The 14,586-nt window shown below is 32.8% G+C and carries 13 protein-coding genes, 1 tRNA gene and 3 pseudogenes; 7 read left to right on the plus strand and 10 right to left on the minus strand.

Going from position 1 to position 14,586, the window contains the following annotated elements:
* Window positions 1-349 precede the first annotated feature (349 nt).
* Entirely contained in the window at window positions 350-598 is a 249-nt protein-coding gene (locus tag ACFING_RS07235; RefSeq protein ID WP_375621056.1) for a hypothetical protein, read from the plus strand.
* A gap of 575 nt (window positions 599-1,173) precedes the next feature.
* Window positions 1,174-1,713, plus strand: a complete 540-nt coding sequence (locus ACFING_RS07240; protein WP_375621057.1) for a hypothetical protein — start codon at window positions 1,174-1,176, stop codon at window positions 1,711-1,713.
* Here the strand turns inward: ACFING_RS07240 and ACFING_RS07245 are convergent.
* Window positions 1,697-2,554: a hypothetical protein gene (locus tag ACFING_RS07245; protein WP_375630297.1), complete on the minus strand. Its 858-nt coding sequence runs from the start codon at window positions 2,552-2,554 to the stop codon at window positions 1,697-1,699. The genes ACFING_RS07240 and ACFING_RS07245 overlap by 17 nt on opposite strands.
* Before the next feature lie 245 nt (window positions 2,555-2,799).
* Window positions 2,800-2,850, minus strand: a pseudogene (locus ACFING_RS07250) (hypothetical protein); the annotation flags it as partial.
* A gap of 733 nt (window positions 2,851-3,583) precedes the next feature.
* On the opposite strand from ACFING_RS07250, the pseudogene ACFING_RS07255 reads away from it, so the two are divergent.
* Window positions 3,584-3,730 (plus strand): annotated as a pseudogene (locus tag ACFING_RS07255) (single-stranded DNA-binding protein); the annotation flags it as partial.
* A gap of 51 nt (window positions 3,731-3,781) precedes the next feature.
* On the opposite strand, the gene ACFING_RS07260 reads toward ACFING_RS07255, so the two are convergent.
* From ACFING_RS07260 to ACFING_RS07285, 6 genes are all read right to left on the minus strand, one after another.
* Window positions 3,782-4,348, minus strand: a complete 567-nt coding sequence (locus ACFING_RS07260; RefSeq protein ID WP_375612392.1) for a biotin transporter BioY — start codon at window positions 4,346-4,348, stop codon at window positions 3,782-3,784.
* Between the two features lie 257 nt (window positions 4,349-4,605).
* On the minus strand, window positions 4,606-5,163 hold the full coding sequence (locus tag ACFING_RS07265; protein WP_375621059.1) for a biotin transporter BioY: 558 nt from the start codon (window positions 5,161-5,163) through the stop codon (window positions 4,606-4,608).
* Window positions 5,160-5,819: an energy-coupling factor transporter transmembrane component T family protein gene (locus ACFING_RS07270; RefSeq protein WP_375630298.1), complete on the minus strand. Its 660-nt coding sequence runs from the start codon at window positions 5,817-5,819 to the stop codon at window positions 5,160-5,162. The genes ACFING_RS07265 and ACFING_RS07270 overlap by 4 nt, the downstream gene beginning before the upstream one ends.
* Window positions 5,816-6,496 carry an energy-coupling factor ABC transporter ATP-binding protein gene (locus tag ACFING_RS07275; protein WP_375630299.1) on the minus strand — a complete coding sequence of 227 codons (681 nt, stop codon included), beginning with the start codon at window positions 6,494-6,496 and terminating at the stop codon, window positions 5,816-5,818. The genes ACFING_RS07270 and ACFING_RS07275 overlap by 4 nt, the downstream gene beginning before the upstream one ends.
* Before the next feature lie 40 nt (window positions 6,497-6,536).
* A complete protein-coding gene (locus ACFING_RS07280; protein ID WP_375621144.1) occupies window positions 6,537-7,964 on the minus strand; it encodes an amino acid permease in 1,428 nt (475 codons plus the stop codon).
* A 1,031-nt stretch (window positions 7,965-8,995) separates the two neighbouring features.
* Entirely contained in the window at window positions 8,996-9,172 is a 177-nt protein-coding gene (locus ACFING_RS07285) for a SlyX family protein (RefSeq protein ID WP_375630300.1), read from the minus strand.
* Between the two features lie 454 nt (window positions 9,173-9,626).
* Between ACFING_RS07285 and ACFING_RS07290 the strand changes: the two genes are divergently transcribed.
* Window positions 9,627-9,702, plus strand: a tRNA-Thr gene (locus ACFING_RS07290).
* Between the two features lie 83 nt (window positions 9,703-9,785).
* Here the strand turns inward: ACFING_RS07290 and ACFING_RS07295 are convergent.
* A pseudogene (locus tag ACFING_RS07295) lies at window positions 9,786-9,986 on the minus strand (helix-turn-helix transcriptional regulator).
* A gap of 1,026 nt (window positions 9,987-11,012) precedes the next feature.
* Here ACFING_RS07295 and ACFING_RS07300 point away from each other — a divergent pair.
* Window positions 11,013-11,675, plus strand: a complete 663-nt coding sequence (locus ACFING_RS07300) for a lysozyme (protein WP_375630301.1) — start codon at window positions 11,013-11,015, stop codon at window positions 11,673-11,675.
* Entirely contained in the window at window positions 11,672-11,899 is a 228-nt protein-coding gene (locus ACFING_RS07305; RefSeq protein WP_375618608.1) for a hypothetical protein, read from the plus strand. Before ACFING_RS07300 ends, ACFING_RS07305 begins: the two co-directional genes overlap by 4 nt.
* A 1,801-nt stretch (window positions 11,900-13,700) precedes the next feature.
* Here ACFING_RS07305 and ACFING_RS07310 read toward each other — a convergent pair.
* On the minus strand, window positions 13,701-14,030 hold the full coding sequence (locus tag ACFING_RS07310) for a hypothetical protein (RefSeq protein ID WP_375612385.1): 330 nt from the start codon (window positions 14,028-14,030) through the stop codon (window positions 13,701-13,703).
* A 342-nt stretch (window positions 14,031-14,372) separates the two neighbouring features.
* On the opposite strand from ACFING_RS07310, the gene ACFING_RS07315 reads away from it, so the two are divergent.
* Window positions 14,373-14,498, plus strand: coding sequence for a hypothetical protein (locus ACFING_RS07315; RefSeq protein ID WP_375612384.1), 126 nt, complete (start codon window positions 14,373-14,375; stop codon window positions 14,496-14,498).
* Window positions 14,499-14,586: the final 88 nt, after the last annotated feature.

Here is a 14,586-nt window from a genome sequence, read left to right on the forward strand (position 1 = left end):
GAGCCAAGCCCCAAAGCACCGGTAATGGCACTGGCAGCGCCCGAGGCTGCTCCACCCGTAACCGCCGTGACAGCCAAGGCCACAAGAGCTGCACCGGCTTCTGTCAGCCCTTGGGCTTTATAATCCCAGTCTTTAAATTCAGCCTTAACTGCTTGCCAATCAACTTTCCTTACAAATCTTAATCAACCCAAAGTAATAAGCAGTGTGTCGTATGGAAAATTAAAAACAAAAACCGAATGAAGAAAATGCACTTGAGACTTGCATATGGCTTCACAGGTTTATTGCTGTAAAAGCTTCAAATGATGATATCTCTAATACTTTTCGCTTGTTCTCTTGTGGTAGCTTCCACATGCAAAAATATATGGACTATAATACCTCTTCTCAAGCTGATCAAACTGAACTCAAAGGTATTTCCTTATTGATTTTGAAAGAGTCCTTAAAACGCATTTTGCAGAGCAACGTAGAAAGCATGTCTAAAAAAATCATTCCAAGAGCAACAGATTTTTCTAAGTATTGTGAAGAGATTGAAAAAGACCTTCTTTCACGCACCAAAACTCTTCATGAACTAATGATAGGAGAGTTTAAAATAGATTTCTAAAAAGTAGCAAAATAGTGAAAAGTGCTGATCATTTTTGGATTGGATATGCATTTAAAGAGTGATTAAAAAGTTTTTTTAATGTACAATATATTTCTAGAAGCTAAAATAGCTCTATAGTATCAAATTTATAAAGTAAATAAATCCATTAATACAAATTAAGGATTTTAGGATACGCGAATTTCAAAATATTTGTTTTTTAAAACATGAGTAGCCAGCATCAGCGCAAAAAATGTTGCGGCAGGTATGATTCCCTTTCGTGTACTTTTGAAATAACAGAGCTTTTCTTTAATCTTTATGAAAGGGTTGCCAGTGCGATGGGCTTTGTTGAAAGGTGGATTTGGGTATCAAAATGCAAGCAAGAGTTTGGGATTATGGAGCTCTGTGTTTAAAGCTATCATCAACTATAGATAAATCATAGACGAGGTTAACTAAAATATTAAAAGCAACTGGATGCAATAGAAGACATTGCTATTAAAAGAAAAGCAAATGCTAAAAAGACTAAAAGGTAGTTTGTGTTTTTATATCAGAAAATAATTTAAGAAATTGAGATCATAATTTTTTCACAGGAAATAAATATGTTTACAGATAAGAAGAGAAAAGCCTTGTTTGGCGTTATAATTTTTATATTTGTATGTTTTTTAGGAATAAGAAAAAATCTTGACTTTATTCAGGGTATTTTGACATTCGCGTCTATTTCTTTGGTGATCGTAACAACTGTTTTTGCAATTTTATGCAATTCTAATATCCCTTCTGAGTTGCAAAACAACCCACAATATAAATGCGGCAATACAACAGGTTGGAAGAGATTAACATGTGAATTACATCAGTATATGCACAGTCTCCTAAAGTTAATAATTTTAGCGCTTGTCGTTTTAATTTTCCCAAGTAGTTATAAAGAAACTGTTTCTTTGCCTGTCATTTCTAAGTACGTGGAACACAAGTTTTCTTTTTCATTGGATACCATACTTTGGTACTTAGATATTGCTCTTGGATATTCAAATATTATAATTTGGTACTTTTTTTTAGTCTGTGTGTTCTTTCTTATGTTGCGTACACGCAGTTTAATAAATATATCTATTTACACGCTACAGTGCTCTATTAAAGAGATACAGTAAAACTTACGATTTCATGCTTTAATTTTTCTTTTATATGACCTTCATTATACATACCATTATCATTTTTACTTGTTTTAATAGCAAATTTATGTTGAAAAGTTTCAGTATTAAAGATTATATCAAAATTATTATGTGTCTTTCCAACAAAACTTATGTTTTTAAATGCTGGATTTAATTTATATTTTTTAAAAAGATTCAAAAAATAATTCTTTAAATTATTTTTTTCTTTAAATTTGATACCCAAGTCAAGTTCCATTTCAGAATAATCATCCGTGGGAAATTCACCCAACAAAATTTTAGCCATCTTTAGCAAGTTGTCTTCTGATTGCATTGCAAAAAAATCTAATTGTTTTGGTTGGGTATATTTCAGTTTTATTTCTTTAATTAAAAGCAATTTTTTTTCGAACTCTTCCTTACCAAAAATATCAGGTGAGATATCAATCGTTTTCGGGGGAAAAGATTTTTTGTAGTGTAGCTGCAAGAATTTGTTTAACTCTTTATTTGAAGAAAAAAGAGTAAACTCTATAGGAATTAAAATTCCAAAATATTGCTTATTCTGTTCAACATATTTTCTAGGACGTGGGTTAGGAATATTCTGAAAGTCATTTTCAGAATCAATCACTTCTGGGTTATAAGGACTATTTTCTCCCGTTAAAACATAAATCCAATAGCAGATCTTCGAGTTCACAGAAAACTTTTCGATTATTAAGGTGGCACATTGATTATCACAGTTAAAATCGTATCTTCCTTCCTCTAAAAATTTATCAGCATCATTGATATTAACTAGTTCTGAGGCTGGATCTATTTTATATTTATAAGAAAGGAAGTTAATGGTATTCATAAAGTTAACATAATTACAATGTCTATGTCTTATCGGGTGGTAGATGTTGCCTAAGTTATCTTAGTGACTATGGGAGTGTAGTGTATCCCAAATATACTGCGTCGTTTAGAATCGTTTGGCTGAAAATTGAGGCTATAAAATTTTAATTGCAAAAGCAATACGAACTTTAGAGAACTCTGCAGTGAGAGCTACTTAGATTTTTAAAATATGGGCTCCCCCTTCCCTGCTTTTAAGTGGAGGAGAAATCAGTGCATTGAACGAAGCATGGCATCACGTAAAATGGCGTTAATCCGCGTTTGATATCCTTTCCCTTGACTTTTAAAGTCACGCTAGTACGTCTGAATCCACACGCACAGTTGTGACAGTTTTCATGGGTTTACAGAATGGATTGAAAACGGCGTCTTTCCAGAACTCATCATTGAGTGACAGAATATCTCTATGATCAATTGCACTATCCGACATTACAGCCAATTTATCAATTTCAACTCTCTGTTCATCTGTCAAAGCCGATAAGTTACCTACCTCGATTTTATAACGAACTTTCTTCTTTATAACGTTTCTTTTCTTTCGAGTTGGCTCTCTGTGCTGAAATAATACGGATTACCTCTATGCCATCTTTATCGTCATGGACAGTATGCACTACGAATAGTAATAAAAAAAACTCCACAAGCACTAAAGCTTGCTAACCATACTCTCCATTTTCAACACGGTCTTGTTTAGCCATGGAGAATAGATCAGAAAAAACATATGCAGCTATTTCAAAACTTTACACGGTGCTTTCTAAGATTACTTTTTGTTTTAGCTTCATTCCATTCAAATCTCATTTTTATACCTTATATTAATACATTTATAAGGGTATTATATACATCAAGAGTTTTAGATGAACACTTAATTATCCATGTTTTTTTACAATTAATATAATTTAATAATTTAAAAATTAGTGATTAATTAACTAAAAATATTAAAAAAATAATAAATTATTCTAAGGCTTTATGCATATAATATGCAAATCGAATAAAACTTACAAGCATGTTGAATAAAATGATATTAATTGGCTATTTGAGAGCTGCTCCTGAAAGAAAAAAGAATTTTGGTGCCGCAACATTCAATTTTCGTATGGCTACCTCTGAGAGCTATGCAGATAAAAATACCAATAAAAAAGTAGACAAAACAGAATGATATTCCGTAGTGCTTTTTAATCTACATACATTTGGAAAAACTTGTTCTTCAGTACAAAACTGCCCCTTTTTCCGAATGAATGAGAGGAACGGTTTTTTTAATGGTCAACGCTACAAAGGATGTAATCAGCACTTTCAAGAAACCACTAACAAAAAAACCTAATGAACTTATTAAAACTGTCAGCAAAGGGACCTGTGTCATATAAGCCACCCATGGTATTCCAAAAGAATAGACTATCCCAATGCCACCCACGGTATTTATCACAAATAATATTATAAAATTTAACCGGTGCCAAAATAATTCTACCATAAAGCCAATAAAAAATGCAGCAAATGGAAAACTAATCAGATAACCACTCGTAACTCCTGAAAAAACACTAATTCCACCACGACCACTAGGCAATAGAGGTAACCCAATCGCAATAAGAACAAGGAAAAGAAGTGATGCTAAAGCTCCCCTTTTCGCTCCAAGTATAGAGCCTGCTAACATCGGAGCCATAGACTGAGCTGTAATAGGGACACCCAGCAAAAAAGGAAGATAAATAGGAGGAAAAAGACTCAAAACAGCATAAATAGCGGCAAATAAAGCAATATAAACTAAATCTTTTGTATTCACTGAATTATTCCTTCACTAGGGAAAAGCTTTCGTTATTGTTGTATAATTAATAAAAAGTATCAGATTTATAAAAGTACACTTTAAATGCCTTAGATATAGAGAAAAATACTATAATAATTTATTTTAATAACATCACTTATATGAATCATATTAGATTCTACAATGTTTAATTACATCATAAATTACTATATTTAAATTCGATAATAGTGATATATGAATATTATATAATAACAATATAACAAAATAATACATTTATTTTAGTTATTATGCTTTGAATGAATGAGAGGAACAGATCTTTTAATCGCGAGTGCAATAAAGGATGCAATCAACACTTTTAAACAATCGCCTATCAAAAAAACTGATGAAGCCATTAAAACCTTCAGTAAAGAAACTTTGGTCATATACGCTGTCCATGGAACACCAAAAGAATAAACTATCCCAATGCCACCAAAAGTATTTATTATAAATAATGTTATAAAATTTAACCGCTGCCAAAACAACTCTACCATTAAACCAATAAAAAATGCGGCAAATGGAAAACCTATTAAATAACCACTTGCAATTCCTGAAAAGACACTGATTCCACCACGACCACTAGGCAACAGAGGTAATCCAATCGCAACAAGAACAAGAAAAAGGAGTGACGCTAAAGCACCCCTTTTTGCCCCAAGAATAGACCCTGCTAGCATCGGTCCCATCGATTGAGCTGTAATAGGTACCCCTAGAAGAAAAGGAAGATAAATAGAAGGAAAAAGGCCCAAAATAGTATAAATAGCGGCGAATAAAGCAATATAAACTAAATCTTTTGTATTCATTTAATTCTTCTTTTTTTACTATAAAAACTCTGATTATTACGAGATGCTGTATCAATAGTATCAGCATCATAAGAACGCGCTTCCAATGCTTCAGCCACTTCTGACGCCATTCTTATAGTCCGTATAATTAAAGGTATCGCAAGAGCGACAATGTTAGTATTAAGTCCTCGTGCTTGCTGTGCTTCATGTACCTCATTAAACTTTTCACTCAAAAGAGGAATAAACCTGATCGCCATAGAGATAACCATACTCACTTTTGATGGATTTATACCAAAACAACGAAAAGGCTGGAGGCCTGCTTCAATTGCATCCACCATATCTGATACTTTTGTTGTGAATGAAATAACTGATGATAAAGAAAAGAGGATAACAAGACGTAATATGACCTCAACCCCCGTAAGCCAACCGCTAAAAATAGTTTGAAATACAAATAGAAGAACTAAAAGCAATCCCATCGATTTAAATTGTTTTATCACAGTTTTGAAAGGGATCTTGGCGATTCTATAGAATAAGATGACAAACAACAAAAATAAACCAAGAAGCGCTATGGAAGAAACCATTATTATAAAAGTTCCACAGGCCGTAAGAAATAATAACTTAACTCTAGGACTTAACCTATGAATAAATGTATCCCTCGGAATATATAAACCGATCATGACATTCTTCTTATATACTCCTTTATAGCAACAAAAGGTACTTCATCAATTGCTATCTCCCCCTTATCAAAAACCAGCACTCTATCAAACTTTTTCAAAAACTCTAAATCATGCGATACAACTATTGCCGTTTGTGGTAATTCTTCTATCACTTGCGTAACGCGATGCTTATTTCGCAAATCAAGTAATGTCGTCGGCTCATCAAAAATAATGTAGTCTGGTTTCATTGCAACTACACTAGAAATAGCAACGAGTTGTTTTTGCCCACCACTTAATAAATGGACAGCGTGATTTCTGAAATCTTGAAGTTCATAGCGCTGTAAAATTTCATCCACACGCTCCTTAATTTCATCTTTATTAAGCTTTAAATTTTTGAGACCAAAGGATAAGTCCTCTTCAACTAATGGTAAAACAATCTGATTATCGGGATTTTGAAAAACAAATCCAACTTTACGCTTTACTGCTTTTGCATCGCGTTTGGTATCAAGCCCATCAACGCTTACAAAACCATGAGATGGTAATTGGAGCCCATTAATAAGGCGAACAAATGTACTTTTTCCAGAACCATTCGCACCTATAATAGCAACTCGTCTTTCGGTAAGCTGTACACTAATATTTCTTAAAACACACAAATCACCAAAAACTTGTGTTACCTCATCAAATTTTATAATCCCCAAGGCTTATTCCAATCAATCCCTTTTATTAGCTCTTCTTTCTCTATCGCTTCAGTTTATAACCTAAAAGTAATAACAAGCACCATAGAGGAATAATAATGACTGCCAAACTCATATCAGGCATCTGTACAGGAATATATGCTTCAAGGAAAGGCACGCTTATTCCTATCATATCAAAAAGTCGAGTCATCAATCCATTTTTCCCAAAACCACTGACAAACATAATGCCAAATAATAAAGCAAGAAAGCAGAGGCAAAGATAGTTAGCGTAAGGATATAAACCAAACGCATAAATAAAATCGCCCTTTCTGTTCTTATGGGCATTGCGAAATTTCAAATGAACAATAACAATAATAGCCCAAGTAATCACTGCTGCTGCAGTTGCAAGAGCCATGATCCGCATGAAACTATTATCAGGAATAAGAGCATTAACAACGACAATCAACGCCGTACATAATGATGAAAAAAGGATAGCAATATAAGGAACACGAGCAGCACTCAGTTTACTAAAAATATGTGGTGCATTTTTTTGTACAGCTAAACTATAAAGCATACGGCCATTAGAATAAATGCCACTATTGTAAACAGAAATAGCAGCCATAATCACCACAAAATTCAAAATATGACCAGCAGCAGGAATTCCTATAGTCTCGAAAATTGTGACAAAAGGACTACCATTTTTTCCAATCATATTCCAAGGGCTGATTATCATAATAATGCTGATAGAACCAATATAAAAAATTATAATCCTCCACATAACTTGACGAATAGCCGCTGGAATTGTTTTTTGTGGATTAGATGCCTCTCCAGCAGCAATACCAATAAGCTCCGTTCCTCCAAAAGAAAACATTACTACAGAAGTTGCTAAAACAACCCCTACTGCTCCATAAGGGAAAAAACCACCATGGTCCCAAAGATAATGAATATTCGCTTGATTTTCCCCTAGTCCAGTGACAATGAGAAAAATTCCAAAAATAATCATACCAATAACAGCAGCCACTTTGATCAAAGCGCAAGCAAATTCAAATTCTCCATAAAAACGAACATTAAACAAATTAACAAATGTAACAAATAAAAGAACAATGAAAGATGTCTTCCAATGATCAATCAAAATCCAATGATCAAGGTAAAACCCTATCACTGTAAGTTCAGCCATGCTCACAAGAATATAAAGAAACCAATAATTCCAACCTGTTATGAAACCAGCTAATCTCCCCCAATATTTATAAGCAAAAAAACTAAATGCTCCTGAAGACGGTTCTTCTACTGACATTTCACCAAGCATTCGCATAATGAAATACATAATAAGCCCGCCGACAAGATAAGATAAAATAACTGAGGGACCAGCTAATTGAATTGCCTCGGTTGACCCATAAAAAAGTCCTGTCCCAATAACGCCACCCAAAGCAATCATTTGAATATGGCGATTTTGAAGGCTACGCTTCAATTCCTCGTGCTTTTTTTCAGACATCATGCCTCACTACTTTTGTTGAACTTAACCTCAACTTTTATTGAAAAATTAGGCACCTCTTTTAAAAAACACAAAACAAACGTAAACTTATTTTCTTATCATAATGCAACTCCTTATTTTTTTGTGCATTATACGTATGTCCGGTTGAAGTTTTAAGAAAAAATATGCTCCACCCTTTATTTAAATTAATGTCCTTCATTTTCGTTACACTAACCATTATAGCATTGGTCATTGATAACGCACACTCTGTAATCACATCACATTGGACAACAACCCCCTTTAATAAAATTTTAACAAGCCTTCTGCAAACAGATATCTATCACCTTAATCAATCTCTATGCAAGGTAATGCCTGATTTTCTGTCCTCAATTTGCATTACTCTCACTTATTTACCCGCATGGTCTATCTTTGGTGCTTTAGCAATAGTATTTTGTATCTTAAATTACGAAAAACAAAAGCCTTTTCACAAAATATCATATACATATAACGAAGAGTACATTTGATCTTGAAAAAAACTTCTAGAGCTCTCTGTACTATAACATAATCGATGTCGCTTAAAACCCCCCACTCTATTAAAACAACTGAAGATCACTTGATCATCAGAAAAAATTAAAACGCTTCATTATAAATATAGACGCTCACTTATGATTTCTATAGATAACGATAACATCACTTTATTTGTATCAATTTAAAAAAATTAGCGAATAAATCTACCTCCCATCTATAAGAAAACTCTGTACAGAAAAAACTTAAAATATTGCAGTTCATATATTTTTCTATAGCTGCTTCTTTAATACTCTACAAAAACTTTTCTTAATTTTCGTACTAGAAACCCCATATAAAAAAACGTCTTCTAATATCAGCTCTCCTTATAAGATTGGAACTTATTAAAATTAATGAAGAAGCTTATAAAAATTATTCTACAAGTCTAACAAAATGCGTGAAATAAAGACTCATCTGTAAATAATTGCAATTGTGATAAAAAATATTTCGCACCTTCTCCCTATTGAGAAAATGGTAAGATAACAGCTTCAGTAACACTCTAGTTCTTTTAAATCTGAAAATCGTCTCGCTAAAATATCAACTTTTTTAGATATCTCATCCAAACTTTTCCATTGATTAGTTACCTCTCGAGAAAGTTCCTCAATGAATTTTTCTTGGTTAGCTAGCTTCATTTCTAATTCTATCAGCCGATCTTCATCCAACATGATTTTTACTCCCTCTTAAATAAAAAACGTGATTAATTCTATTAATTCTCCTCCCTTTTTCTTCCCATAAAAATGAGAAGTAACTTCTCAACTAATTCTACTCATCTATTTGCACATTATAAAAGGTTTATGATGATCTTTATTTTCCCAATCACTCTATGTAACAAATTTCTTTCTTAAGAATCAGAAAATGTTTTTATCTTTACTAAGTTATCTTGACACCATTTTTCATCCTAAAGATCTACATTCCCAGCTTCTTAATTTAAGTGCTATCGTAAATTGAAACGCATCTTATAGCATTAAGGTCAAAGAATACTTTCCTCTGACTTTTACATAATTCTCCTTCAAATTATTATCATATGTATAAATTATTGAAAAAATGCATTCTTGCTTTTATACGCACTTTTAGCTATTACCCTCAAATTAGTTTTGTCTCATTGACTTACAAACCTATGCCGCATTAGCTCAGTTGGTAGAGCACATCATTCGTAATGATGGGGTCGCTGGTTCGAATCCGGCATGCGGCACCATCTTTTTTTAATGTATTGAAATATATATTTTTTTAATTAATTATCTGTTTGAAGACCACCTTCTAGGGTTTATGCAATTTTATCTAATCTGTTGTTATTTGCTCCGTATTTTTCTCTGGAGTAAATGCTAAAACCTCTTTCTTTCTCCACCTCACTGCTCACCCTAGCTTATATGGCTCCGGCCCCCTCTGAAGCATCCAATTGCGAATCGTTGTTGTGGATATACTAAAAAGCTGTGCACACTCACGTATTATTACATATCTATTGCCATCATCAAATATCATCTCATTGCCTTTTTATTTTTTATGTTATGTGAATGGACTGGGATGCTAGGAGGAGAGAGCTTCCTATATTGTCAAGCAGCTTTTTGTCAAAATCTTTTGTGTCTCTTGTGCTATTGCCTCTAAAAAGATTTCAATAGCTTGATTGATTTGTTTAAGAGGCTACTGGAAACGTAGCCAATACAACACCAGACAAAGATGATACCATTGGACCCGAACGCCCCACCAAATGCTTCATATGAAAAAGAAAATATATGAAACCGAACTACTTGTTCAAATTTATTACAGTACAATATTCTTTAAAAAACTATCAAATATCATTGGTCTATATATGAATATGCTCCACTAATATATTGTTTCAGTTGGAAACATACTGTAAGAGAGGAAAAATATCCATTATGTTTTTTATATAACAGTTTATTTAAAATCCTTCACAAATGTATTTTTTAATTAAATTAAGCAATTAGGGGAAAAAACAAAGAATAATTAAATTAACTATAGATTTTTTTATTAAATATGTATAACACGTTATGTATATGATTTATTAATTCTAAGATAAGTTTTAGATATATAATGTTAAATTATAATGTTTTTTTGTTTTTATAAAAAAATTCTGTGGTGCAATTTATGACTTTTGAAATTACTTAAAAATTAACACCTAATTATTTCATTAATTATTATGTCTCTTATTTTTTGTTAAAAATGCTTTTTGTCATTGGAATTATTGAAGTTTTTTCAAGTAAAGTTCTTCTAAATCATTCTGGATCAACTGTAAGAATTTATGAGTGAAATCTATCTGATTATAAATGGATTTATTATAAAGTTATTGTCTTTAGATGGAGATCAATTGCTGCAAAATGAATAGTATTTAGCATAATCTTTATTCAAAAAAATGATATAGATCTTAAAATAATCCACTATGGATGTTTTGAATTTATTATGCCCTTTCGCTGTTCTGTTCTTAAAAATGAGTAGATGTAAGTTTTTAATTCATATCCTGCTTTGTGTAGTTTTTTATAGGTAAAAATAATGCGAAAAATATCAAAAGAAGGGCTTGTATTGATTAAGCAATTGGAAGGCTTGCGTTTATCAGCTTATGAAGATTCTGGTGGTGTATGGACAATTGGTTATGGACATACAAGTGCTGCTGGTGCCCCAAGCGTTCACAAAGATATGCAAATTACGGAAAAAGAAGCTGAAAAAATCCTTTGTCAGGACTTGAGGGAGTATGAAGCTGTTGTTGAAAAAGCCGTTACCGTTCCTTTAAACGATGAACAATTCGCGGCATTAGTATCATTTTGCTATAATGTAGGAATCACAGCATTTCGCAGTTCTACACTTTTAAAAAAGCTTAATAAAGGTGAATATGAAGCGATACCAACCGAATTGCAAAAATGGACAAGAGTGGGAGGAAAACGTATCCAAGGTCTTGTCAATCGCCGAGCAACCGAAGCAGGATTGTGGGCAAAAGGAGCTCATGTTGCCCCCAATTATCATGTAGTAGAACCAGAAGGCGTAACAGGTATTTGCAAAGTAGAAGCTCTTGCACCAATCATAGGTTCTTTTTCAGGGCTTGGAGGTCTTTTTGCAAGAAATGGTCCTGTTCAATGGGTTCTAGCAGGCATTATGGTTTTAGCCGCTTGTACAGCTATGATATACATTGCTAAACGTTTTCAGGAACACCGCCTATGATTTTATGGATAAAAAAATATCTGACAATGACGTCAGCGCTCATAGCAGCTTTTCTTATAGCTTTAGTCAAAGCCTTTTTTCTTGGGAAAAAAGTTGAGAAGCAAAAGCAAACAAAAGAAGATTTCAAGATAGCGACAACACGGCTTGAGGTAGAAAATGAAATTAATAAGAAAAGTGATGCTGATGTGCGCACTAAGCTTTCTAGCTGGTTGCGCGACGAATGAACGAACTTCTTGTATTGGATGGCTGCCAATTTATTTGAATCGACAAGATATCAATGTCATTAGTCCAAATTTGGCGAGAGATATTTTAAAACATAATGAACAAGGTGAACGTTTATGTGGTTGGAGAGATAAACGGAAAATAAAGTGATAAAAATATAATTCCTCTGAAACATCAATCAATGAAAAGATTTGAAAGAGGTGGATACATTCAGATTAAAAGTAAAAGCACTTAAAGGATTAAAACACTCTGGTGGTCGATTAGTTTTAATTAGAGTAACGGAGATGTCTGAGTTGAAGCGAAAGGATTCAACAGATTATGTTTGTGTAAAATGATTGAGTCTATTGATGTATTCTATGGGCATCTTTGTTATCCTATCAAAAGAAGATGAGAAAAGATTTTATGGATTGCACTACTATCGTCGTTCAAAGAACTGATCATACACAAAGGCTCTGTTTTCAACAAAAATAACATCTAGGAGCTGGCATGCTTGAAGAAAAGAAATCTACGGAGCTATATAATGAATAATGGTAAGGCTTTTATGTGATTTGTAAATGACGTTGCTTCAGCTTCCTAATTATAATAATGATGTTGACGATAAGGCAAATACTTTCGCACTGTATCTGCTTTTTCATGCTAAAGTGGCGGGAAAACATTGTGAATGATCTTGGCTGTTAATTTTTCTATAGGTAAATTCCCTATGTGGGAAATGACATGCAACTCCAGTCGAGAAAACCAGCAACCATTTTTGCTTTTATTTTTTAACTTAGCTTTTTTACTTTCAAAAGTCGCCTAGCAATTTCTTGAAAAATATTGCTTTACTATTTTAAGATAATTTTTTTCTGAAATAAAATCCTTCTTTTAAAATATTACGGTAATATCTTGCAAACTCATGTACTGCTTTTAGAGAAAGTTTGTAATAAGACCGTGCCTTTCACGGCTTTTATTGTGATGTGTATAACGGAAAAATTAAGAGTGCGTATTATCTTTTCGAACATTCAACTACAATCTTATTTCATCACAATATTTATCTTGAGAAGATACTTTTACAAAGATACTGATAATCTATAAATCACTCTCCCCTAATTCACCTTCTCGCTCATCCTTCCATGCATTGCCTGTCCACCTTTTAAACCACCTTAAATTTTTGATATAAAATTTTTTCTTTAATTTTTATTTTTTATTGAATCATAAAAATGATATGTCTCAATCTCACCTCTATGCATCTTTATACGCTCTGATTCTTGTTTCTAAAGCCCAGATTGCCTACATATCGTACTGTTTTTATATTTAATGTATATTTTTAGATTTATTCCTAACTTGTTAGAAAAGTTGCTATATTTTGATAGAAATATCTTCTATCAGTTCACTTTTTTCAAAAGATTCTGAAAGGATTCTCAAAAAGTCTGTAAAGTTAAAGACTATTTAATACGTATTGTTTCTTTTTTAGAAATCAAAATTGGTGATGCCCCATTCCTTACCAGCAATTGTGTTATTTGCAGAGCAGTCTGTATAAGATGGTGTATAAAGTTAACTAAAGTTTTTTGAATTTCTAGCATATTGTTTAAAGACAAAAAACTCCCTCTTATTATGCAAGCAGCTTAGACATCGGCTGATAATCCTCCCGCTTATAAAAATCCTTTCTTTAATAACCTTCAAAACCACAATTAAAGTGGTGAAAGATAAAACAAGATTTTTAGGCGATCATAACGCACAATAAAATCAGACCAGTCTAAATGTTCAATGCTAACACCTGCTAAACAGTGGAAAATAAGTTTTAGCACGCATTCAAATTGGAAGGGCTTAAGCCCCCCGCGCGCTACGATGGTTTTCTACTCTCATCGTACGATTTACATTCCCTCTAAAACTTAATCGCTGTAAATATAAAAATCTTGAAGCCCGTTCTAAATCCGTGAGAGTTTCTGGATCTTGCTGTATTAAACGTTGAAATTCCTCACAACTGCTCATCTGAAATGCTAAATTTTTCATAAAAGGACGATAGTGGCGTTGTAACATCCCTAAAAAGTTTACGACATAACCTGAGAGATTATTGCTGATTTCAGGAGATAGAATCAATTTCTGTTCAAAGAAAATATCACTCATACCAACAAAAAGGTTTAGTTTACATGCCATGAGGAATGTCCTCAAATAATTTTGATATTTTTTTGATCAAATTTCTTTTGTTACCAATATCAGCAGCAACTGGTGTGGAATTAACAGAATGATAATTTTTTATCTTAAAATGTATCCATCATTTTTTACATTCTTTCATCTATCTTAGCCTTCTTTTCACAGCTTCAAATGATAAAAAGTAACTGCAATGTTAAGTCGTTTTGCATCGAACAAATTTCTCGCAAACTATCCCTATTGGCTAGATGACAATCCATCCTCTATTTAAAGAGAGAAAAACTTTTCTTTTTTATTCAGCGATAAAGTAAATATTATCCAATTACTTACGAGTAGAAATTCGATCAAATGGAAACTGTAATTCTTTCTACTCTGAGTAATCTTGTACCTATTTATATAGGTTTAGGAAAGCGTGCTGTTATGAATATTCATAAAAATGCTTCAAAAATTGATATCAGCAAAACCTCTGTTTAAAAAAGGAAAAGATGTTCTCTTACTTGCTACTGAAGAAACTGTTCAGATTTGTCTTGATGTTGCTAAAGAGATTCAAAAAACATGAAGT

The organism is Bartonella sp. AP150HLJHH (assembly GCF_042196385.1).
In the GTDB taxonomy this organism is placed as follows: domain Bacteria; phylum Pseudomonadota; class Alphaproteobacteria; order Rhizobiales; family Rhizobiaceae; genus Bartonella.

Excerpts from the sequence above, each read along its gene's own strand:
- ACFING_RS07305 (WP_375618608.1), top strand. The coding sequence starts at position 11,672 with ATGATTTTATGGATAAAAAAATATCTGACAATGACGTCAGCGCTCATA.
- ACFING_RS07245 (WP_375630297.1), bottom strand. The coding sequence starts at position 2,554 with ATGAATACCATTAACTTCCTTTCTTATAAATATAAAATAGATCCAGCC.
- ACFING_RS07300 (WP_375630301.1), top strand. The coding sequence starts at position 11,013 with ATGCGAAAAATATCAAAAGAAGGGCTTGTATTGATTAAGCAATTGGAA.
- ACFING_RS07285 (WP_375630300.1), bottom strand. The coding sequence starts at position 9,172 with ATGTTGGATGAAGATCGGCTGATAGAATTAGAAATGAAGCTAGCTAAC.
- ACFING_RS07235 (WP_375621056.1), top strand. The coding sequence starts at position 350 with ATGCAAAAATATATGGACTATAATACCTCTTCTCAAGCTGATCAAACT.
- ACFING_RS07310 (WP_375612385.1), bottom strand. The coding sequence starts at position 14,030 with ATGGCATGTAAACTAAACCTTTTTGTTGGTATGAGTGATATTTTCTTT.
- ACFING_RS07240 (WP_375621057.1), top strand. The coding sequence starts at position 1,174 with ATGTTTACAGATAAGAAGAGAAAAGCCTTGTTTGGCGTTATAATTTTT.
- ACFING_RS07280 (WP_375621144.1), bottom strand. The coding sequence starts at position 7,964 with ATGTCTGAAAAAAAGCACGAGGAATTGAAGCGTAGCCTTCAAAATCGC.
- ACFING_RS07270 (WP_375630298.1), bottom strand. The coding sequence starts at position 5,819 with ATGATCGGTTTATATATTCCGAGGGATACATTTATTCATAGGTTAAGT.
- ACFING_RS07265 (WP_375621059.1), bottom strand. The coding sequence starts at position 5,163 with ATGAATACAAAAGATTTAGTTTATATTGCTTTATTCGCCGCTATTTAT.
- ACFING_RS07315 (WP_375612384.1), top strand. The coding sequence starts at position 14,373 with ATGGAAACTGTAATTCTTTCTACTCTGAGTAATCTTGTACCTATTTAT.